Below are 21,212 nucleotides of genomic sequence, written 5' to 3'. Positions count from 1 at the left end.
CCGTAGGCCGGGCGGGCGGGGGCCGCGATATGCGGCCGTCGTAACCCGACGCGGCGGGCTCGGCCCGTCAGCCCCGGGCGAGGGTTCCCCGGCGGCGGACGAGGAGGGCGCCTCCGACCGCGACCATGGCCGCGGCAGCGGTGCCGACGGCAGCCGCAGGCGTTGAGCCGGTCTCGGCCAGCTCGCCGCTCCGGGCCGCCGGCTGGTTGCCGCCTGCCGAGTCGGAGCCTGAGCCGGCCGTGCCGGAACCGGCCGTGCCTGAGCCCGTCGAACCGTCACCGGTCCCGCCTGTCGAACCGGCGCTCTTCACATCCAGGGTGATGTCGTCCCTGTCGTTGCCCTTCTCGGGGTCGAAGGGCCGATCCGCGGATCCCAGCTCCACCGAGCCCTTGGCGCCCTCGACCTGCTTGTCGATCTTCAGCTGGAAGGTGTAGAGCCCTCCCTCGCCTTCGTTGACCCACCGCTGGTTGGTGCCGCACACGTACGTCCCGTCCTCGGCGTCGCAGAAGCCGTCGCTCTTGACGACCGATGTCCCGGCGGGGGGTGTGATCAGGACCTTGCGGACCGGGTCGCCCTCGTCGGTGAGTACCCAGGCGGGTCCGGCGTTGGTGAACTTCACCTTCAGGGTCACCACATCGCCCACGGCGCCCTCCAGATCGGCGCCCCGCACCTGCCAGTCAGCCGTGTTGACCGCCGTCACCGGTACGTCCACCGCCTCCTCGGAGGCCTTGCCTCCGGCCTGGCTCTCCACCAGCTTCACCGCAGCGGCCGTTCCGGCCACCGGCGGGGTGGCGGCGTCGTCCAGCGGCGGATCGATGTCCCAGACGCTCACCCGCAGTACGTCGTTGAGGGCGTTGTCCAGCGCCTTGAAGGCGAGCGGCGTGGCGGGGGTGTACGCCTTGCCGGGCTCCAGCTCCTGGTCGAACGCGCACACCACATTCGACTTGGCCGTCATCTCGTCGTAGGAAGGCACCTGGTGTGTCCGGCAGTTCGAAGGCACCTCCGCGTAGTCCAGACCGCGGGTGACGGAGTACTGCACCCAGACCTTGTCGGCGCTCGCCGTGCCGTTGTTCGCCACGACGACGGGCCGGTCGAACGTACTGCCGGGCTTCACGCCGTCGACGGGGGCGATGTCGCCCAGGGCGAGATCCGGTGCGGTCTGATCGGCGAACGCGGTGGGCGTGGAACCCAGCGCGATCAGGCCGGCGGCGCCCAGAACGGCGACGGTGGTGCGGACGGCACGGTGGGGGGAGAGTGACATGGAGAAGAACCTCTGTTGCACGTTGTCGGGCGGTTGATGTCCTGAGAAGTGAACGGCCTTTCGCTGATCGAAGACTGTTTTCGTAGTACATCGGTTGCACCGAGGCGCCTGATCCTGTGGCAGCAGTGGCATGCGACGGCCCGTCAGCCCAGGTCGTGCGGGGGGTGGTCCACAAAAAAAGTGAGGCCGCACCGGACGGTCCGGTGCGGCCTCAATCGTTGCCCTTGAATCTCAGGCGGTCCTGCCCGAGCCGGAGGAGGAGCCCATTCCCTCGGCCTTCTTGATGCCCTCGGTGATGTCGTCGAGGACGGAGAGCTTCGGCGCCTCGGAGTTGATGTCGAAGCCGGAGCGGATCACCACCAGCATGTTCTTGATGTTGGGGGAGGGGAAGGCGAGCGACTCGACGTAGCCGTCGTCGCCGTTCTTCGTCACCACCTTCCAGCGCACCGCGAAGCCCTTCTGCCCCGCGACGGTGACGGCTTCGGACTTCAGTACCTCGTGCGAGGTGATCCCGCCGTAGATCTTCTCGCCGTACGACTCCTCGGCGTTGGCCTTGATGTCGCCCTTGGCGGCGGCCTTCGCCGTCGTCGCCTTGTTCTCCAGGGCCTGCGCCGGTGCGGAGAACACGCCCCCGCGTACGCACTTCTCGCCGGAGTCCCCGGGGCACGCGTACTCGCCGGTCGTCACCCCGGCGCCGACCGGGCCCGACTGGCCGGTCCAGCCGTCGGGGACGGGGATGCTGATGCCGCTGGCCGCGTCGGTGGCGTAGCCGTCCTCGGTCTCCGGCATCTGGCCGCCGCCCTGGCCGTCTTCGTCCTGCCCGCCGTCGCCCTGGCCGCGTTCGCCCTGCCCGCCTTGGCCGCCGCCGTTGTTTCCTCCGTCTCCGGGAGCGCCCGGGAGGCGAGGGCCGTCCGAGGGGGCCGTGGCGGCGGAGTCGGAGCCGTTGTCGGAACGGTCGCCGAGCAGGTAGCCACCGCCGCCCACGGCCGCGAGGACGATGACACCGGCGGCTACGCCCGCGCCGATGCGTATACGACGGCGCCGGACCACCGCGGGGGATATTCGGAGCTCGTCGGTCCACCGACTGCCGTCCCACCAGCGTTCCTGAACGGGGCCGGTTCCTGAGTGCCCGGGGTCTGGATGCCAGCCGGGCGGAGTCATCTGCGTCACAGGAGCACCGTAAGGGCACTGGGTGAGAATCGTATGAAACGCACAGGGTGGTGGAGGCACCACCCCTCAGGCTTGGTGCCCGCCGGCGCGGCCCGGCTCCGCATCGACCTGACTCCGGCGTGGTCGCCGGGCCGATTCCCGTCCGGGCGTCGAGAACGACTTTGGTCCGACCACATACGCTGTGTGACATAGTCGGACTCATGTGTATCGCCCGGAGCAGGGAGTAGCGGATGCCCGTCGAGTGGCAACCCGTACGGCAGTCCCGCACGCATGAGCTGGTGCTCCAGAGCATCGAGGAGCGGGTCTTCGCCGGCGAGCTCAAGGCGGGGGACCGTCTTCCGCCCGAGCGTGAACTGGCGCCCGTGCTGGGCGTCAGCAGGTCCGCGCTCCGTGAGGCGCTCCGAGTACTCGAGACCATCGGGGTCCTGGTGGCCCAGCCCGGCCGAGGCCCGGATTCGGGGGCGCGCATCGTGCGCAACCCCGACGACGCGCTGGGGCGGCTGCTGCGGCTCCACTTCGCGCTCGGCAGCTACAGCCTGCACGACGTACTCGAGGCGCGGGTCGTGCTGGAGCGGTCCAGCTGGGACGCCGCCGCGCGCAATGCCAGGGCCGAGGACCTCGACGAGGCGGGCGAACTCGTCCGGCGGATGGGGGAGCCGGACGTGGGGGTGGCCGAGTTCAACGACCTCGACACCCGCTTCCACGTGCTCATCGCCGGGACCTCGGGCAACGCGCTCACCTCGACACTCACCTCCGCCGTCCGCGAGTCGGTCCGCCCGCTGATCCTGCGCGCGCTGGAGGACGCCGAGGACTGGCCGGCGACGGCGGCCGCGCTGAACGCGCAGCACGCGAAGCTGCTCCGCCTGGTCCGCGAGCGACGGGGCGCGGAAGCGGCCGACCTCGTGGAGGCGCACATCCGGGGGCTGCACGGCACGCTGGTCGCCGAGGATGCCGAGAACTAGGAGCTCTTCGAGCAAGGGAAATGCCACTCGTACACTGACGACATGGGGGACCACTCGGCCAGCGGGATCCATGCACGACCTGCGCCCGTCCTGCGCCAGTACGTCGACTCGTACGTCGGCTTCGACCTGCGCGGGCTCCCGGCCGGAGTGCACTGCGGCCAGCCGAGCCGAGGGCTCACCGCGGTGATCAGTCTGTCAGATCCTCTGGCGGTCGCCCCGGGCGTCGACGACGGGTCACCCGTCACCCGGTTCGGCAGCGTGGCGGGCGGTCTGATGTGCCGGTCCGTCGCGATTCACCACGACGGACGCCAGCGAGGTGTTCAGATAGCGCTGACACCGCTCGGGGCCCGGGCCGTCTACGGCATGCCCGCCGCCGAGCTTGCCCACCGGCTGGTTCCTCTCGACGAGCTTCTCGGAGCGCTCGCCGCCGAGTTGGCCGACCGGCTCCGATCGGCGACGACTTGGGCGGCGCGGTTCACCACGCTGGACGAACTGCTCCTGCGAGCCGTTGGCCGTGGCGCCAACGGCGATCGTGTGCACGGGGTGCGCCCCGAGGTGGCCGAGGCATGGCGCCGCCTGGTCGCCGCGCGGGGGCGCGTCCAGGTCGGTGCGGTCGCCGCCGAGCTCGGCTGGAGCCGCCGACACCTCACCGAGCGGTTTCGCGGTGAGGTGGGCCTGTCGCCGAAGACCTGCGCCCGGGTCCTGCGCTTCGAGCACGCGCACGAACTGGCGGCGGCGCAGGACCCGCTCCCATGGGGCGACGTGGCTGCCGTTTCCGGTTACGCCGACCAAGCCCATCTCGTGCGGGACTGGCGTGAGTTCACGGGCCGGTCGCCGACCGCCTGGCGTCGCGGTGAAGTCCTTCTCGGGGCCGGGTAGCCGCGATACGTCCGCCCTTCGCGTCGGTGTCCCTTCCCATTTCTTCAAGACTGCCCGACCATCGGCGTGGACGATCGTCGGCATGAGATTCGTCAATAACGCACGCGACGCCATGGACCTGCGGACCACCCCCGTACATCTCGGACCGGGATCGAGAGCGAAAGCCGTCGAGGGCTTCACCTGGGACCCGGAGGTGCTCCGGGCCTACAGCGCCGCGGTCGGGGCGGACGGCGCCGAGGGCCGGCTGGTGATGATCTTCGACGGCGAGGGGCACGGCGACCACTGGGAGCGCCACCCCGCGGGCGACGAACTGGTCGTCTGCCTCAGCGGGTCCGCGACGGTCACCCGCGACGTGGACGGGGTGCCCGATCGTGTTCGGCTCGGACCGGGCGAGGCCACCGTCAACCCGGCCGGGGTGTGGCACGTGGTCGACACGGACGGGCCGACGTCCCTCCTGGCCATCACCGCGACCCTCGGCACCGACCACCGGCCTCGGACCGGCACCGGCCCGTCCGGACACGTCGATGAGCACGGTCCGGAGGAAGCGCCGTGACGACACACGTCGCGTGCCTCGGCGACAGCCTCACCCGTGCCCAGTTCAGCGTCGATTACCTGGATCTTCTCGCACGGCTTCGCCCTCCCGGTGACGTACGGCTCGCCCGTTTCGGCGTCAACGGCGACTTCGCCCACAACCTCCTGCAGCGCCTCGATGCCGTCGTCGCCGACCCACCCGATGTGATCACCGTGCTGATCGGGACCAACGACGCGCGAGCGAGCCTGCCCGGCTACCCCGTCGAGCAGGCCATGAAGCGCAAGCGGCTTCCCGAACGCCCGTCGGCAGGCTGGTTCCAGCAGAGCCTGGGATCCGTCGTCGCACGGCTCCGGGCGGAGACCGACGCGACGATCGGTCTGCTGTCGCTCCCGGTGCTCGGCCAACGACTCGACGGGGCGGCGGCGCAGGCATCGCTGGCATACAGCCGTCTGATCGCCGAGGTCGCCGTCACCGAGCAGGTGGCCTACCTTCCGCTCCACGAACGCCAGTCCGGGGAGCTGCGCCGAGCGGAGCCGCAGCCGATTCCGTACCGGGAGGCGACGCCCGCGGCGGTCATCGGTGTCCTCGTCCAGCAGGCGGTGCTGCGCCGCAGCCTCGACTCGATCTCGCGACGGCGAGGTCTTGTGCTCACGACCGACCACATCCACCAGAACAGCCGCGGCGCCGCCCTTGTCGCCGAGGTCATCGACGGCGGGCTGCTGTCCCGGGGTGCGTAGCTCGTTCTCGTTCGGGTGCCCTGGTGCGTGCGCACCACCCCGCCTCCGCCTCCCCAGGAACATCGGGCCGCCATGGTTCCCGATGCGGACCGAGGCTAGTATGGTCGGACCATAAACGACCGAGGAGGTCCCATGCGCATCGGACTCTTCGCCACCTGTCTGGGAGACACGCTCTTCCCGGAGGCGGTGAAATCCACGGCGGTGCTGCTCGCCCGCCTGGGACACGAGGTCGTCTTCCCACCCGGGCAGACGTGCTGCGGGCAGATGCACGTGAATACCGGCTACCAGCGCGAGCCCGTCCCCCTGGTGCGCAACTTCGCCGAGCAGTTCGGCGACGCCTCGATCGACGCGGTCGTCATGCCGTCCGGCTCGTGCGCCGGATCCGTCCGGCACCAGCACGAGATCGTCGCCGAGCGGTACGGCGATGCCGCACTGCGTTCCGGAGTCGCGACGGTGAAGGCGAAGACCTACGAACTCTCCGAACTCCTCGTGGACGTCCTGGGCGTCACCCAGGTCGGCGCCTACTTCCCGCACCGGGTCACCTACCACCCCACCTGCCACTCGCTGCGGATGCTCAAGGTCGGCGACAAGCCGCTGCGGCTGCTGCGCGCGGTGGAGGAGATCGATCTGGTGGAGCTCCCCGAGGCCGATTCCTGCTGCGGCTTCGGCGGCACGTTCGCCGTCAAGAACGCCGACACCTCCACCGCGATGCTCCAGGACAAGATGCGCCACATCGCCGACACCAAGGCCGATGTGTGCGCTGCCGGGGACTCCTCCTGCCTGATGCACATCGGCGGCGGACTCTCCCGTATCCGGTCCGGTACACGCACCCTCCACCTCGCCCAGATCCTGGGTTCCACGCGAACCGCGCCCTACCCCCTGATGGAGGCCGCCCGATGAGTACGTTCCTCGGCATGCCGGCCGCCCCGCCCCGTTCCCCTTACGGAACGGGAAATCTGCGCGGCGACCGGAAGTTCCCCGCGGCGGCGCACGACGAGCTCCGCAACGGCCAACTGCGCCGCAACCTCGGCCGGGCGACGCGCACCATCCGGTCCAAGCGCCTCAACGTCACGGGGGAACTGCCGGACTGGGAGGCGCTGCGCGACGCCGGCTCCGCGGTGAAGACCGACACGATGAACCGCCTGCCGGAACTCCTCGAACAGCTGGAGCGGAAGGTCACGGAGCACGGCGGGACCGTCCACTGGGCGCGCGACGGGGTGGAGGCCAACGAGATCGTCACCCGGCTGATCCGGGAGACCGGCAGCAGCGACGTCATCAAGGTCAAGTCCATGGCCACCCAGGAGATCGGCCTCAACGAGCACCTCGAAGCGGCCGGCATCACCCCGTACGAGACCGACCTGGCCGAGCTCATCGTCCAGTTGGCGGACGACAAGCCCTCGCACATCCTGGTTCCCGCGATCCACCGCAACCGCGACGAGATCCGGCAGATCTTCCTCGACCACATTCCCGGCGTCGATCCGGACCTCGACAACGTGCCCGCGCATCTCGCGGCCGCCGCCCGCGCCTATCTGCGCGAGAAGTTCATGACGACCAGGGTGGCGGTCTCCGGGGCCAACTTCGGCATCGCCGAGACGGGCACCCTCGCCGTCGTGGAGTCGGAGGGCAACGGCCGGATGTGCCTGACCCTGCCGGACACCCTGATCACCGTGATGGGAATCGAGAAGGTCCTGCCGCGCTATCAGGACCTGGAGGTCTTCCTCCAGTTGCTGCCGCGCTCCTCGACGGGCGAGAGGATGAACCCGTACACCTCGATGTGGACGGGGGTGACTCCCGGCGACGGACCGCAGAACGTCCATCTGATCCTCCTCGACAACGGACGCACCGCCGCGCTCGCCGACACCATCGGCCGGGAGGCGCTCAACTGCATCCGCTGCTCGGCCTGCCTCAACGTCTGCCCGGTGTACGAACGGGCGGGCGGCCACGCCTACGGATCGACGTATCCGGGGCCGATCGGTGCCGTCCTCACCCCGCAGCTCGCGGGGATGCACGCGGCGAAGGACGACCCCAACAGCTCGCTCCCGTACGCGTCGAGTCTCTGCGGAGCGTGCTTCGACGCCTGCCCGGTGAAGATCGACATCCCCTCGATGCTGGTCGAGTTGCGCCACCAGAGCACCGAACAGAGCGGAACGACGGTGGAGAAGCTGGCGATGAGGGCGGCTGCCGGGGTGATGAGCAGGCCGGGGCTCTACACGGCGGCGCAGAAGGCCGCGGGCTTCGGACGGGTGGTGGGACGGGACGGGAACCTCCCACGGCTGCCCGCGCCGTTCGACGGGTGGAGCGACAGCCGCGACACCGCCGTCCCGCCCAAGCAGACCTTCCGCGCCTGGCTCGCGTCGGCCGAAGGCGCGGCAACCATGCGGTCCGCCGCCGAGGAGGGCGCACGTCGCACCGCCCCGGACACCGAGGAGGACAAGTGACCACCACCCCCACAGCGCGGGACACGGTGCTCGGCAGGATCCGGGACGCCCTCGCCCTGGCCCCGGCGCCCGAGACGACGATCCCCCGCGCCTACCGGACAGGACGGACGCTCCCCGACGCCGAACGCCTCGCCCTCCTGACCGACCGGCTCGTCGACTACAAGGCGCAGGTCCATGCCTGTACGGGCGAACGTACCGCCGAGGTGATCGGCGGGGTGCTCCGGGACCGGGAGGCCCGGCGGATCGGTGTACCGGACGGACTGGACGAGGGGTGGCTGACCGGCTACGACGGTGAGGTCCTGCGCGACTCGGCGGACATCCCCGCACCGAGCCTGGGCGCGCTCGACGGCGTGGTGACCGGATCGGCCGTCAGCTGCGCCGAGACCGGCACGATCTTCCTGGACGGTTCACCCGACCAGGGGCGGCGGGCGCTGTCCCTGGTGCCCGACCTCCATGTGTGCGTCGTCGACCTCTCCACCGTCGTGGTCGGCGTCCCGGAGGCGGTCGCCCGACTCGAACCCCGACGGCCGACGACGCTCATCAGCGGCCCCTCCGCCACCTCCGACATCGAGCTGGAACGGGTGGAAGGCGTCCACGGGCCACGCAACCTCGTCGTGGTGATCAGGACCGACGCCTGATCAGGGCCGACGCTTGATGATCCGGAAGGACGCCGTCTCCGGCGGGTGCCCGCCGGGGACCGCACCGGGCCGGAAGCACGCAGGCGGGTGGGGCGACGGGTGCCTGCCCCGTCGTCCCACCCTCACCTCACCGTGCGTCAGATGTCGAGGTCGTACAGGACGAACTCCTCCCAGGAACCCGTTATCTCCGCGGAGCGGGCACGAAGGACGTACTGGAGCGAGCCGGTGAAGCTGTTCTCCATCGTGACGAACATCCCGTTCAGGGTGGACTGCAGCGCCCAGTGGTCCAGGTCCTCGTTGTAGTAAAGGACGAACCGCTCCCAGCCGCCCACCGCGGCGGAACGGGCGCGCAGAACGTTCTGCGCGTTGCCCGTGTAGTTCTTCTCGACCGCCACGTACTTGCCGTTGGCGAGCGACTTGAGCGCGACCGTCCCGGAGGCCTCGTCGAACTCGAAGGTGAAGCCTTCCCAGCCACCGCCGACCTGGGCGGAACGCGCGCGCAGGACACCCGTGTTCGGGGCGGCGTAGCCGGCCTCGGTGGCGACGAACTTCTCGTTGCGGACCGACTGCACGGCCAGGAGCTCCGGCTCGACAGCGGCGGCGCTGCGGCCGGCTGCCGACGAGGCCTGCCGGCCCTCCGCCTGGTCGGTGATGTGCCGCAACTCGGCACCGTCCACGGCGACCCAGCCGCTGGGAACGGAAGCCGCTCCGTCGGCCTGCGGCGCCGCGCCGGCCTGCGGCGCGGCGAGCGCGGAGGTCGCCAGAACAGCACTCAGGGAAAGAAATACGGACGCTATACGTCGCACAGGACTTCCTCACTCGTCGTCAAGGGAATTCAGTGCGGCGGAAACCTGGGATGAGGTCCGGCAGCGGTGCGCGGACGCTCTGCCACGCCAATGCTCAAGGCGGCACACACGCCGCCCCACCGGTCCCGCCGATCGGCGGAGCCACCCCCGTACGAATCCCCCACACCCCCCGGAAGGCCACCCCCGACGCCTCCCCAGACGTCATCAGCGGCCGCCGCGCCACATGGCGAAGCGGTCATCAGATAAGCGACGGGACGTGTGCTGGGGAAATGAATTCGTGAGTTTATGCGAAGACATGGCGCGGCAATCTTGAATTGTGAATTCCGTAGCCCCAGGTTAATTTCAGGAGTGCCTTTTGTTCGCCCGGTGTTCTTCTTGCCCGGCTCGGCCGCTCCACCACCGGGGCCCCAAGGGTGCGGCGGTGGAACGGCCGTCGTGCGGCGTCACCGGCTGTGCGTGACCTCGAACGGCGCGAACGAGACGCGGGTGACCGAACCGTCCTCGGCCCAGGCGACCTCGACGGTGTCCCCGTCGACGTTCACCCCGCTCACCGCCGCCGCAAGGGGCCCGGAGGCGGGTTCCGCCGTCAGCGACGCCAACGCCACCAGCAGTCGCGTCCCCTCCACATCGGCGCCGAGCCGTGGCAGCACCGCCCAGCGGGTGTACGCGGTGCCCTCCGGGGCACGGACCTCCTCCGGCTCCTCCCAGCCGTGCAGCCCGCGCAAGCAGGAGCGCACCTCGCCGCGCGGGTCCGTCGCCCAGCCGGTCTGCTCGGCACGCGCGCCCGCGGGGGCGCCCAGGACCCGGTGCACCCGGAGTTCGTACCGGCCCCGGACCACGGTGACGCTCTCCACCCGGAGGCCCGGCACGGTCGGAGCGCCCGCGGGGAAGACCGGCACGTGCCAGGAAGCGGCCCAGCCCCAGCCCTCACCGTGTCCCGCGCCCAGCGGACGGATCCGGACGCGTGCGCTGCGGGAGCCGCCGACCCGTAGCGACAGGTGGTTGTCCGCGGTGTTCCCCGCCGAGGTCGGGCCGCTCGCCGTCGAATAGGCGAGACGGGCGTAGAGCGGATCCGAGATGCCCGACGTCTCACCCTCGTGCGGACGGACATGATCGCTTCCGTGGTTGTGCAGCCGTACGATGCCGTCCGCCCGGGTCGACTGGAGCAGCAGCCCCGGAGCGGGGAGCGACAGCACGCTGTCCGGCCCCTCGCTGGGGGCGGGTTCCTCCTCCGCCGTCCACAGCGGGTGCTCCGCCGGAGCCAGCAGCGCGACGAAGGCCTTGGACGCCCAGTAGGGCGAGGAGGGGCCGGAGTACATCTGGAGCGTCGCGTCATGAGGCCCGTGCCAGCCCAGGCTGAGCAGACCGTCGTCCCCGGCCGCTCCCCGGTCCAGGAAGTACCGGAGCGAACCGCTGATCAGCCGACGGGACGTGCCGGGTGACAGAGGGGTGTGCCCGGACACCGCGCCCATCCCGACCGCCGCGCCCGCCGCGAAGCGGTAGGTGAGCGAGCGGCCGAAGTGCATCGGGGCCCCGTCGGCCCCGAACATCAGGCCGAAGCTCTCCAGGTGTTCCCGCAGACGTGCCCCGTAGTGCGCGGCGAGTTCCGCGTCGCCCGACAGATGGGCGTCCAGCACGGGATACAGATGCAGCGCCCAGCCGTTGTAGTGGTCGAACGCGCGCCCGTCACCGTCGGCGTACCAGCCGTCGCCGCGGTACCAGCCCTCCAGCAGGTCGAGAGCGCGCTGCCGAGCCCTTGCGGTCTCCGCGTCGCCCCGGCCCACCGATTCCAGGAACCCGGCCACGGAGAAGGGGAAGAGGTACCAGTTGTTGGGCGCCGGGGTGTGCCGCAGCGCGTCCCGCAGCCACTCCTCCGCCCGGTCCTGGGTTCCGGGGTCCAGCCGGTCCCACAGCCAGGGGCGGGTCAGCCTCAGCCCGATCGCCACCGAGGCGGACTCCACCATCGGCTGGCCGAACACGGTGTGGTCCCGGATCAGCGGCCATGACTCGGCGTCGTCGCGCCCGGCCGTACGGGTGCCGGAGCGCAGCCCGTCGGCGTACCGCTCCAGCCAGTTGTGGGGGTCCTTGCCCTCGGCGCCGGCGACGCGGAAGGCCGCGGTGAGGAAGGTCCGCGCGTACCCCTCCAGGCCGTCGGAGCGTACGCCGGAGCCTGAGGGGCGGCCGGGCAGGTCGAGCATGGCACGGCCGGGGGTGGACCACTTCCAGGCGGCGTCCAGCAGACCGTCCGCCGCCGCTTCCCAGTGGGCCCGGGTGTACCCGGTGTACGGGCTCGCGCCGCGGTCTTCGGGAGGGAGTTCCAGGAAGGAGGAGGTCATGCGAGGAATGCCAGCCTTTCACGTCGTACGGGATGGGCGAAGCCGTCGCCCGCGGCCCAGCGCGCGACCTCACCGACGGCGAGGTCGGCCAGCCGGCGCAGTTCATTGCCCTGGGACCCCGCGAGATGCGGGGTGATGAGCGCGTTCTCGCAGTCCCACAAGGGGTGGCCGGCCGGCAGCGGATCGGGGTCGGTGACGTCGAGCACGGCCCGGATCCGGCCCTTCCGCAGGGTGTCGGTGAGGGCGTCCTGGTCGACGACCGCGCCCCGGGAGGTGTTGATGAGTACGGCGTCGGACCGCATGGCACCGAGGAGCTCACGGCTGACCAGCCCGGTGGTGGCCGGCAGCAGTGGTGTGTGGACGCTGACGACGTCGCTCTCCTCGAAGAGCCCGGCGAGTGTCACCGGCCGCACGCCCAGAGCCTCCGCCTCCGCGTCCGACACGTACGGATCGTGCAGCAGGACCCGCATGTCGTACGGGCGCAGGAGCTCGATCACCCGCCGTCCGATCAGCGAGGCCGACAGGATGCCCACCGTACGGCGGTAGTTGCCGACCTCCTGGGGCTGCGCGAGCCAGTCGTCGCGTACCCGGCCGGCACGGAACGCACCCGCCCGCTCCAGGACCCGCTTGCCGGAGAGCAGGATCATCGCCAGCGTGTACTCCGCCACCGGCAGGGCGTTGGCCGCCGCGGCGGAGGAGACCTCGACGCCCCTGTCCCAGCAGGCGTCGGTGACGTGGCCGCGCACGGAACCCGCGGTGTGCACGACCGCGCGCAGAGCCGGGGCCGAGGCCAGTACGTCCGCGTCGATCGGAGGGCAGCCCCAGCCGGTGACCAGGACCTCCGTGTCCGCGAGCACCGCCCTGGCCGGCTCCGTCGTGAAGTCGCCGATGGCCGGCAGCGGCGCGAGGTCGCACACCTCGGCCAGCGCCGCGAGGGAGTCGGGGGTGAGTACCGCGGCGGCGGCGTCGGCCCCCATGGCGAGTGCGGCTCGCGGCCGGCGGGATGCGGGGGAAGTGCTGGACATGTTTCTCCTGTGCGGTCGTACGGGCACGGCGGCGGGACTACTTGACGGCGCCCGCCGTCAGCCCCGAACGCCAGAATCGCTGGAGCAGGGCGAAGGCGAGGACCAGCGGCACCACCGCGAGCAGGGAGCCCATGATGACGGCGGGGTAGTACTCGGGGGACACGGACGCGGCGCTGTTCCAGGTGTAGAGGCCGAGGCTCACCGGATAGAGGTCCTGGTCGGAGAGCATCACCATGGGAAGGAAGAAGTTGTTCCAGATCGCTGTGAGCTGGAAGAGGAAGACGGTGACCAGACCCGGGCCCAGCATGCGGAGCGCCACCCGGAAGTAGGCCGCGAGTTCGCCCGCTCCGTCCATGCGCGCGGCCTCCAGCACCTCGTCCGGCACGTAGCCCTGGCTGAAGATCCGGCCGAGGTAGACGCCGAACGGGTTGAACAGTACGGGGATGAAGACCGCCCAGAAGGTGTTCACCAGCCCCGTGCCGGAGGCCATCAGATAGAGCGGCAGGGCGAGCACCGTCTGCGGGACCATGACCGCCGCCAGCACCAGTCCGAACAGCTTCTCCTTGTGGGCGAAGCGGTACTTGTCGAAGGCGTAGCCGCAGGCGATGCTGATCAGCGCGCCGAGCGCGGCGCCGAGCACCGCGTACAGCAGGCTGTTCCCGTACCAGCGGCCGTACAGCCCCCCGTCCATCGCGAACAGGTCCTTCATGTTCTGGACGAAGGAGAAGTCGCTCAGCGAAAGGATGTTGCTGCTGAACAGGGCGTCCCGGTTCTTGCCGGCGGCCAGGACCAGCCACAGCACCGGGAGCAGGGTGTACAGCACCGACACGAACACCACGAGGTTGACGACGGAGCGCCCGAGCAGACGGGGGCGCAGGGGTGCGGCGATACGGGATGCGGTCGACGCGCTCATCGGGCGTCCTCCTCGGCGGCGGAACGGTTGGTCCAGCGGGTGACGCCGTACGAGAGGGCGATCGTGCACAGCAGCAGGATGACCGAGGACGCGGCCGCTAGACCGTAGTTGTTCCGGGTGAAGGCGGCGTCGTAGATGTACATGCTGGGGGAGAAGCGCGAGTTGATCATCGGCGTGGACTGGCTGAGCAGCATCGGTTCGGTGAAGAGCTGGAGCGCGAAGATCAGGGTGAACATCGCGACCATCACGATCGAGGAGCGCACCAGCGGGGTCTTGACCTGCAGCGCCGTGCGGACGGGACCCGCGCCGTCGACGACCGAGGCCTCGATCACCTCGTGCGGGACCGCTTGCAGGGCGGCGTAGAACACCACCATGTTGTAGCCGAGGTTGCTCCACAGGGCGATGTTCACGATGGACGGGAGCACCATGTGCACCCCGAGGAAGTCGACCGTGATGTCGGCCTTGCCGAGCAGGTCGATCACCGGGCTGATGCCGGGGGTGTAGAGGTACAGCCAGATCAGCGCGGCGATGATGCCGGGCACCGCGTGCGGCAGGAACAGCGCGAGCTGCGCGGTACCCCGCAGGCGGGCCACGCCCGAGTCCAGCAGCAGGGCCAGCGCGAGCGCGCCGACCACCATCAACGGGATGTAGATCAGGCAGTACAGCGCGACGACGCCGAGCCCTCCGAGGAAGGTCGGATCCGCCAGCACCGCAGCGTAGTTGCGGAACCCGGCGAAGACCGTGCGCTCGGGTCCGAAGCCGAGCCCGGGCTGGTCGTCGCTGAAGAAGCTCAGATACACGGCTGTGGCGACCGGGATCAGGAAGACGGTCACCAGAAGGACGAAGAACGGTGTCATCAGGACACCGCAGGCGCCGAACTGACGGCGTCGGGCGGACCGGCGGGCCGCGGGCGCGGGTGTGGCGGCGTCCGGGCTCTTCGGCGACGGACGGGCGGGGGCGTCCGCGGCCACGGGAGTCGCGCTGGTCATGGGGTGTCACCTGCCTCTCTGCTGCTGGGTAAGGGGGTTGCGGATCGCCGGTCAGGTGGAGTGCTGTGTGGTGGAGAGCCCGAGGGCCTTGAGGTCCGGCATGGTGCCCTCCTGCGCGGCACGGACCGCGTCGATGATGGAGCCCTGGCCGCCGCTCGCCCGTGCCAGTCCGTCCTTCATGATCTTCCCGGTGGCGGTCATGCGCGGTCCCCAGACCCAGTCCGGCCTGATCTTTTGGGCCTCGCGCTCGAAGAGGGAGTAGATGTCCTGGCCGCCGTAGTAGGCGCGGTCGAAGGCCTTGCGGCCGGTGGCGACCAGCCCGGGCGCGGCCGGGTACTGGCTGCTCGCGCCGCTGGAGAGCCGGGCGCGCAGGGCGTCGGGATGCGACACCTGCCACTCGATGAACTCCATGGCGGCCTCCGGGTGGGGGCTGTCCTTGGTGACGGCGAAGGTCGATCCGCCGTGGGTCCCTACACCCGGGTCGGCGGGGTCCCACTGGGGGATCGGTGCCAGCGTCCACTTGCCCTTCTGCGCGGGACGGGCCTTCATCTGGGCACCCGCGTCCCATGCGCCGCTGAGCCGGCTGAGCACCAGGCCCTCGGCGATCTGCACATCGCTCTGCCTGCTCTCCACCGCGTTCATGAACACCAGGTCCTGGTCGGTGAGCCGCTGCCAGAAGGCGGCGACCCGCCGGGTCGGCGCATCGGCCAGCGAGAGGTTCCAGGCACCGCCCGAGGTGTCGAACCAACGCGCGCCCGCCTGCCAGGCGAACGCGGCGAGCTGGGTGTCGCCGTCCGTCGGGAAGAGCGCCATCCGGCGCTCACCGCCCTTGCGGCGTACGGTCCTTGCCGCCTCCTCGAACTCCTCCCAGGTACGCGGAGCGGTCAGCCCGTAGCGCTCGAAGAGGTCGGTGCGGTAGTGCATCACCATCGGCTCTATGTCGAGCGGGACGCTGAACACCCGCTTCTCGAAGGTGGTGAGCCCGAGGGCCTGCGGAAGCAGCTTCGCCCGCAGACCGTCGCCCACCAGGTCCGTGATGTCACGGCACACGCCGTCGATCGCGAAACCGGGCACCTGCGGATACTCGATGGTCGCGATGTCCGGGGCGTTCCCGGCCCGTGCCGCGTTGCTGAGTTTGGCGTACCCGCCCTGACCTCCCGAGGGGATCTGCTGGAAATCGACCTCGATGGTGTCGTGTCCGCGGTTGAACGCGTCCACGACCTCCTGACTGCCCCGCAGCGCGGACCAGAAGGTGATCCGAGTCTTCCTGCCGGTCCTGCTGCTCACTGACGTACCGGTACTGCTCGTACTGCCAGACCGTGTGTCCCCGCCCCCGCCCCCGCAGGCGCTCAGAGCGCCCGTCAGGGGAAGTGCGGCGATCGTGGCGAGCACGGATCGACGGCTCTGTCGACCAGGCATGTTGCGCCTCCCGCGGCTCCTGATTCGAGACACCGGGAATCCTGATCGGCTGAGCGAACGTGGTCAATAGATCGATCAAAAGAAGCTTTAAGTGTTCAATCGATCAGTCCTCGGAGTCCGGGAGCCTCCGTGTCGATCCCCGCACCACGAGATGGGGGAGCAACTCGGTCCGGCGTACCGGGCCGGCGGCCGCCGGACCAGCCAGCCGGTGCAACAGGAGCTCGGCCGCGACCCGCCCGATCTCCGCCCTCGGCGGGGCGACGGCGGTCAGGGAGGTGCTGCCCATCGCCGCGACGACGTCGTCGTACGCCACCACGGAACAGTCCCGCGGAACGAGGATGCCCCGCTCGGCCATCCGCTGGACCAGCATCAGGGCGTCCTCGTCGCCGTGCAGGACGGCGCCGGTCACCCGGCGTTCGCGCAGCAGCGCCGTCAGGTCGGGTGCCTCCTCCCGGGCGCCGGGCTCACCGGGGCCCGCGTTCGGAGAGCTGAGCACCACCGACCACTCCTCCACCTCCGGCCGGGACGCCGCGATCTCGGCGAACGCGGCCCGTATGGAGCGGGCCGTGGGGCTGTCGTTCCTGGCGGCCATCACCAGCCTGCGGTGCCCCAGCGAGATCAGGTGGTCCACGGCCAGATGGACTCCGTACCAGTGGTCCGAGCACACCGTGTCCAGGGCGTGCAACGCGCTGCCGGGCCGGGGTCGTCGCTCCATCAGGACGGTCGGCACGTCCAGTTCGGCGAGCCAGCCGTAGTCGGCCTCCTCCCCGGCGGCGCTGCGCCACCGGGGAGCGATCAGGAGACCACGGGCCCCACCGGCCAGCGCCCTCTCCACCTGCGGCCGTTCGGCCCCGGCGGCCTGCGGCGCGATGTGGAGCGCGATCCGTGCCCCGGCCTCCTCCAGTGCGGTCCGGGCGCCGTGCAGCGTCTCGTGGAGGTAGGAGTGCCGCTCCGGGACGACCAGCGCGATCGCGGCCCCCTCGTCGCCGGGTCCGGACGGTTCACCGCTCCGCGCGGCCGGCACGGCCGTGGACGGTCCGGCCTCGCCCATCGGCCGGACCACGCCGTGCCCCCGCCGCAGCATCCCCGTCCTGGCCAGTTCCTCCACGTCCCGCCGGAGCGTGACCGCGGAGACGTCCAGTTCGGTGGCGAGCGAGCTCACCTTGACCGCGCCCCGCGCGTGCACCACCGCGAGAATGCGCTTGCGCCTCAGCTCGACCGGCTCCCGCATGCTGGCCCCCTTGCCTACTGTGCGATGTTCGTTTGAACGCTTTCGCGAGCGTTCGCAGCATAGTCAGGAAGACGTCATCCAGGTGGTCATGGGATGGGGTGATGATCCGCAGGAAGGAAGATGCGTCTACCATCTGATCCGCGATGGACTCCCTCACACTCTGGCAACTGGCCCTGCTCGCGGCGGCATCCTGCCTTGTCGGCTTCTCCAAGACCGCGGTCAGCGGCGCCAACACGATCAGCCTCGCGGTGTTCGCGGCCGTACTGCCGGCCCGCGAATCGACCGGCGTGCTGCTGCCGATCCTGATCGCGGGCGACCTCCTCGCCGTGCTGGTCTACCGGCGTCACGCGCACTGGCCCACCCTGCTGAGACTGTTCCCCGCCGTGGCCGTCGGCGTGGTGGCCGGGACGGTCTTCATGATGTGGGCCGACGACGAGGCGGTACGCACCTCCATCGGTGCGATCCTGCTCTTCATGGCAGGAGTCACCGTCTGGCGCCGGCGCTCCGGGCCCGAGGCGGTGCCGGAGGAGGACGGCGGGCCCTCGCGCGCCGCGCGGTTCAAGGCCCGCTCCTACGGGACGCTCGGCGGGTTCACCACCATGGTCGCCAACGCCGGCGGCCCGGTGATGTCGCTGTACCTGCTCTCCGCCGGGTTCAAGAAGCTCGGCTTCCTGGGGACGTCGGCGTGGTTCTTCCTGATCGTCAACACCTCCAAGGTCCCCTTCAGCGTCGGACTCGGCCTCATCGACGCCCGTTCGCTCCTGCTGGACGCCGCCCTCGTGCTGTTCGTCCTGCCCGGGGCGTACCTCGGCCGCGCCTGCGTGGGCCGGATCAACCAGAAGCTCTTCGACCGGATCGTGATCGGCGCCACCGTCCTGGGCGGCCTCCAGCTGCTCCTGCGCTGAAGACCGCCCCTCAGGAACGGGTTCAGACGATGCCCTCGGAGATCTCCGCCTGCTCACGGGCGTTGCCGTACGCCGACGGGGTGCTGTACGAACGGCGCGCCACGAACCACCACACCGTGGCCAGGACCAGCACGGCGACGAGGGCGATCGACGCGTAGTTCATCGAGTCGACGGTCACCGGCGAGGACTGCGGCAGCAGGAAGAGCACGCTCACGACGGCCACCCACGCCACGGCGATCCAGCCGATCGGCTTCGACCAGGCGCCCAGATGCCACGGGCCTCGCTGGAACCGGTCACCGGCCCGCAGTTTGAGATAGATCGGGATGGCGTACGCCGGGGTGATCCCGATGACGTTGATCGCGGTGACGGCCCCGTAGGCGGTCGCGGAATACAGCGACGGCACCGCCAGCAGCGCGGCCACCCCCACCGAGAGCCACACCGCGGGCACCGGGGTCTGCGTACGCGCGCTCACCTTGCGCCAGAGCGCGGAACCCGGCAGCGCGTTGTCACGGCTGAACGCGAACACCATCCGGCTCGCCGCCGCGACCTCGGCGTTGCCGCAGAACAGCTGGGCCGCGATCACGATCAGCAGCATCGCGGTGGCCCCGGCCGTGCCCAGGGCGTCGATCAGGATCTGGGCCGGCGGCACGCCGGTGGCGCTGTTCTGGGTGCCCGCGTAGTCCTGGATGGCGAACGTCAGCCCGGCCAGCAGGACGAAGCCGGCGATCCAGGAGACCCAGATCGCCCGGACGATTCCCTTGGCCGCCGTCACCGACGCGTTGGACGTCTCCTCGGACAGATGCGCCGAGGCGTCGTACCCGCAGAAGGTGTACTGCGCGAGGAGCAGACCGATCGCCGCCACGTAGACCGGGTTCTCCCACCCGGTGCCGTTGACGAACTCCGTGAAGACGAACGACGGCGACTGGTGGTTCGAGGGCACCACCGCGAGAACCGTGACGATCACGGCGACACCGGCCAGGTGCCACCAGACGCTGATGGAGTTGAGCAGACTCACCAGCCGCACACCGAAGAGGTTCAGCACGGCGTGCAGCAGGAGGATGCAGAGGAAGATCAGCATCGTGGAGCCCGGAGTGGGATCGAACCCCCACTGCAGGTTGAGCAGGGCACCGGTGAACAGCGCGGCCCCGTAGTCGATGCCTGCGATGGCGCCGAGCAGGCCGAGCAGGTTGAGCCAGCCCGTGTACCAGCCCCATTTGCGGCCGCCCAGCCGGTCGGCCATGTAGTACAGGGCGCCCGACGTCGGGTACGCGCTGGTGACCTCTGCCAGGGCCATGCCAACGCACAGCACGAACAGGCCGACACCCGCCCAGCCCCACAGCATCACCGCGGGACCGCCGGCCGACATGCCGAAGCCGTACAGGGTCATGCAGCCCGAGAGGATCGAGATGACGGAGAAGCTGATCGCGAAGTTCCCGAAGCCGCCCATCCGGCGTGCCAGCACCGGCTGGTAGCCGAGTTCGCGCAACCGCTGCTCCTCGTCCTTCTGCGGAACGGGTTCCGTGCTCGACGGGGTCGAGGCGGATATGGACATGGGGATGACCTCCGGTGGGGGATGGGGGACGTACGAACGGTGGAGAGGGCTCAGGTGGGGCGTGGGACGGATCCCTCAGCCATGGGGTCCTCTCTCCGGCTCGCGTCCGGCCGCCAGACATCGGCTGCGGGCACGCAGGAACACGTCCTCGGTACCGGCCGGATCGTGCGGTGGGCGCGTGCGGTGCGCCCAGGGGAGCGGCGTGAAGTACGGGCCCATCGCCCGGAACACCGGTGCCGCCTCGGTGAATCTGAGCGAGCCCCACAGCGCGTGGGCCAGATGGTTGAGATCGAGCAGCGAACGTGTGGCGGGGTCGGCGACGGCGAACCAGTTCTCCAGGGCGCGCCGAGCGTCACGCTCCCCGTCCTCGGTCACCCAGTGCAGGTCCAGGGCGTGCTCGTATCTGTGCTCCCGCCGGTAGCGCTCGACGCGCACGTACAGCGGCAGCACGTGGAGGGCCGACCCCTCGGGGGCGGACGACGCGGCCCACTGGACGAAGTTGACCGCCTGGGAGAGCGTCCCGCCGGCCTGGCGCGCATAGACGAACTGCAGCATCCGGTGGTAGGCCTCGCGGTTGAAGGGATCGCGCTTGTCCGCCTCGGCGAGCAGCCCCCACGGTCCGGGGAACAGCATCGGGCCGGGCGGCAGCAGACGGTGCTCCTCCAGCCGCTGCCCCTCGTCGATCTGCGAGAGAGCGAGCAGACAGACCCAGGGAACGGGGTCGCCCGGGGCGGTGTCCGCCGCCGAACGGCACCGCTCCCACGCCTCCGTCCACGCTTCGTGGGCGCCCGGTCGCCGCTCCCGGTGGGCGCGGACCGCTCTTTCCACGGTCACCCTGGCGAGCATCACGGTCGCCGCGACGCTTCCCGGCTCCTCCGTCAGCCAGGCGCGTACCGTGTCCGAGCCGGCGGCGACGGCCGCGAGCACCTGGGTCCGCTGGGTCCACGACGTCCAGTCGGGCGTGTTGTCCAGCAGATTCCGCATGGCGAGCCAACGACCGGTCCGGAGGTCCTGTAACGCGACGCGCAGCGCGTGATCGTGGCCGGCTGGGTGGTAGACCGGCCGGAAGTCACCGGCGGCCATGAACGCACCCTGACGCTGTGAGCGCGGTGGGGGAGCGGCGGTGCGCAGGGCATACCGGCGCGGCGAAGTCGGTTCTGGTCATGAATCCTCGAGAAACGTGGGGGGTTGAATGATTCGGCGAGGAACTGTTCCCGCAGAGCGTCCGGTCGGTCGTTCGGCGGTGAGTGTAGGGCTGTTGGCACCAGCGGCTCGGTGCCTTCGTGGATCTTACTCAAGTTGCCCCCGTCGACCGGATGTTGACCCACTCAAGGCGGACTCGCGCGGGATGATCCGGCAAGGGTTGACGCAGGGCCCGCGCTGCACGACTGTGGGGCGGCGACCGGATGATCACGATTC

Annotated in this window: 19 protein-coding genes; 8 read left to right on the top strand and 11 right to left on the bottom strand. The window is 70.4% G+C overall.

Annotated elements, in window-relative coordinates; all coding sequences use genetic code 11:
• Window positions 1-67 precede the first annotated feature (67 nt).
• Complete coding sequence (locus ACGFNN_RS24145) at window positions 68-1,261, bottom strand: hypothetical protein (RefSeq protein ID WP_393558846.1); 1,194 nt, start codon at window positions 1,259-1,261, stop codon at window positions 68-70.
• A gap of 231 nt (window positions 1,262-1,492) precedes the next feature.
• Window positions 1,493-2,422: a DUF2510 domain-containing protein gene (locus ACGFNN_RS24140; RefSeq protein ID WP_393559106.1), complete on the bottom strand. Its 930-nt coding sequence runs from the start codon at window positions 2,420-2,422 to the stop codon at window positions 1,493-1,495.
• 239 nt (window positions 2,423-2,661) lie between these two features.
• On the opposite strand from ACGFNN_RS24140, the gene ACGFNN_RS24135 reads away from it, so the two are divergent.
• The 7 genes from ACGFNN_RS24135 to ACGFNN_RS24105 all read left to right on the top strand — a co-directional run bounded on the left by ACGFNN_RS24135 (window position 2,662) and on the right by ACGFNN_RS24105 (window position 8,617).
• Complete coding sequence (locus ACGFNN_RS24135) at window positions 2,662-3,393, top strand: FadR/GntR family transcriptional regulator (RefSeq protein ID WP_393558845.1); 732 nt, start codon at window positions 2,662-2,664, stop codon at window positions 3,391-3,393.
• A gap of 42 nt (window positions 3,394-3,435) precedes the next feature.
• Window positions 3,436-4,272 carry a helix-turn-helix domain-containing protein gene (locus tag ACGFNN_RS24130; RefSeq protein ID WP_393558843.1) on the top strand — a complete coding sequence of 279 codons (837 nt, stop codon included), beginning with the start codon at window positions 3,436-3,438 and terminating at the stop codon, window positions 4,270-4,272.
• Window positions 4,273-4,354: 82 nt separating this feature from the next.
• Window positions 4,355-4,825: a cupin domain-containing protein gene (locus tag ACGFNN_RS24125; protein WP_393558841.1), complete on the top strand. Its 471-nt coding sequence runs from the start codon at window positions 4,355-4,357 to the stop codon at window positions 4,823-4,825.
• Window positions 4,822-5,541, top strand: coding sequence for an SGNH/GDSL hydrolase family protein (locus tag ACGFNN_RS24120; RefSeq protein ID WP_393558839.1), 720 nt, complete (start codon window positions 4,822-4,824; stop codon window positions 5,539-5,541). Before ACGFNN_RS24125 ends, ACGFNN_RS24120 begins: the two co-directional genes overlap by 4 nt.
• Window positions 5,542-5,673: 132 nt before the next feature.
• Window positions 5,674-6,441 carry a (Fe-S)-binding protein gene (locus ACGFNN_RS24115; RefSeq protein WP_393558837.1) on the top strand — a complete coding sequence of 256 codons (768 nt, stop codon included), beginning with the start codon at window positions 5,674-5,676 and terminating at the stop codon, window positions 6,439-6,441.
• Entirely contained in the window at window positions 6,438-7,979 is a 1,542-nt protein-coding gene (locus ACGFNN_RS24110) for a lactate utilization protein B (protein WP_393558835.1), read from the top strand. Before ACGFNN_RS24115 ends, ACGFNN_RS24110 begins: the two co-directional genes overlap by 4 nt.
• A complete protein-coding gene (locus ACGFNN_RS24105) occupies window positions 7,976-8,617 on the top strand; it encodes a lactate utilization protein C (RefSeq protein ID WP_393558833.1) in 642 nt (213 codons plus the stop codon). Before ACGFNN_RS24110 ends, ACGFNN_RS24105 begins: the two co-directional genes overlap by 4 nt.
• 137 nt (window positions 8,618-8,754) lie before the next feature.
• Here the strand turns inward: ACGFNN_RS24105 and ACGFNN_RS24100 are convergent, their stop codons facing one another.
• The 7 genes from ACGFNN_RS24100 to ACGFNN_RS24070 all read right to left on the bottom strand — a co-directional run bounded on the left by ACGFNN_RS24100 (window position 8,755) and on the right by ACGFNN_RS24070 (window position 17,336).
• Window positions 8,755-9,423, bottom strand: coding sequence for a hypothetical protein (locus ACGFNN_RS24100; RefSeq protein ID WP_393558832.1), 669 nt, complete (start codon window positions 9,421-9,423; stop codon window positions 8,755-8,757).
• 443 nt (window positions 9,424-9,866) lie between these two features.
• Window positions 9,867-11,759 (bottom strand): DUF2264 domain-containing protein, encoded by a 1,893-nt coding sequence (locus ACGFNN_RS24095; RefSeq protein ID WP_393558830.1) that lies wholly within the window; start codon window positions 11,757-11,759, stop codon window positions 9,867-9,869.
• On the bottom strand, window positions 11,756-12,784 hold the full coding sequence (locus ACGFNN_RS24090; protein ID WP_393558829.1) for a hydroxyacid dehydrogenase: 1,029 nt from the start codon (window positions 12,782-12,784) through the stop codon (window positions 11,756-11,758). The genes ACGFNN_RS24095 and ACGFNN_RS24090 overlap by 4 nt, the downstream gene beginning before the upstream one ends.
• Before the next feature lie 37 nt (window positions 12,785-12,821).
• Window positions 12,822-13,697 carry a carbohydrate ABC transporter permease gene (locus ACGFNN_RS24085; protein WP_362554094.1) on the bottom strand — a complete coding sequence of 292 codons (876 nt, stop codon included), beginning with the start codon at window positions 13,695-13,697 and terminating at the stop codon, window positions 12,822-12,824.
• Window positions 13,694-14,686: a carbohydrate ABC transporter permease gene (locus tag ACGFNN_RS24080; RefSeq protein WP_393558827.1), complete on the bottom strand. Its 993-nt coding sequence runs from the start codon at window positions 14,684-14,686 to the stop codon at window positions 13,694-13,696. The genes ACGFNN_RS24085 and ACGFNN_RS24080 overlap by 4 nt, the downstream gene beginning before the upstream one ends.
• Window positions 14,687-14,737: 51 nt before the next feature.
• Window positions 14,738-16,105, bottom strand: a complete 1,368-nt coding sequence (locus ACGFNN_RS24075) for an ABC transporter substrate-binding protein (RefSeq protein WP_393558825.1) — start codon at window positions 16,103-16,105, stop codon at window positions 14,738-14,740.
• Between the two features lie 103 nt (window positions 16,106-16,208).
• The gene (locus tag ACGFNN_RS24070; RefSeq protein ID WP_393558823.1) at window positions 16,209-17,336 is read right to left on the bottom strand and encodes a substrate-binding domain-containing protein; all 1,128 of its coding nucleotides are present in this window, start codon (window positions 17,334-17,336) and stop codon (window positions 16,209-16,211) included.
• 143 nt (window positions 17,337-17,479) lie between these two features.
• On the opposite strand from ACGFNN_RS24070, the gene ACGFNN_RS24065 reads away from it, so the two are divergent.
• A complete protein-coding gene (locus tag ACGFNN_RS24065) occupies window positions 17,480-18,241 on the top strand; it encodes a sulfite exporter TauE/SafE family protein (protein ID WP_393558821.1) in 762 nt (253 codons plus the stop codon).
• 22 nt (window positions 18,242-18,263) lie between these two features.
• Here the strand turns inward: ACGFNN_RS24065 and ACGFNN_RS24060 are convergent, their stop codons facing one another.
• Together ACGFNN_RS24060 and ACGFNN_RS24055 are read right to left on the bottom strand one after the other, a co-directional pair.
• Window positions 18,264-19,793 (bottom strand): amino acid permease, encoded by a 1,530-nt coding sequence (locus ACGFNN_RS24060; RefSeq protein WP_393558819.1) that lies wholly within the window; start codon window positions 19,791-19,793, stop codon window positions 18,264-18,266.
• Between the two features lie 75 nt (window positions 19,794-19,868).
• Window positions 19,869-20,876 (bottom strand): hypothetical protein, encoded by a 1,008-nt coding sequence (locus ACGFNN_RS24055; RefSeq protein WP_393558818.1) that lies wholly within the window; start codon window positions 20,874-20,876, stop codon window positions 19,869-19,871.
• Between the last annotated feature and the right edge of the window lie 336 nt (window positions 20,877-21,212).

Origin of the sequence: Streptomyces sp. NPDC048590 (assembly GCF_043199535.1) — a bacterium.
Taxonomy (GTDB): domain Bacteria; phylum Actinomycetota; class Actinomycetes; order Streptomycetales; family Streptomycetaceae; genus Streptomyces.
The sequence above is the reverse complement of the archived record's forward strand: the minus strand, read 5'-3'. Positions and strand labels throughout refer to the sequence as shown.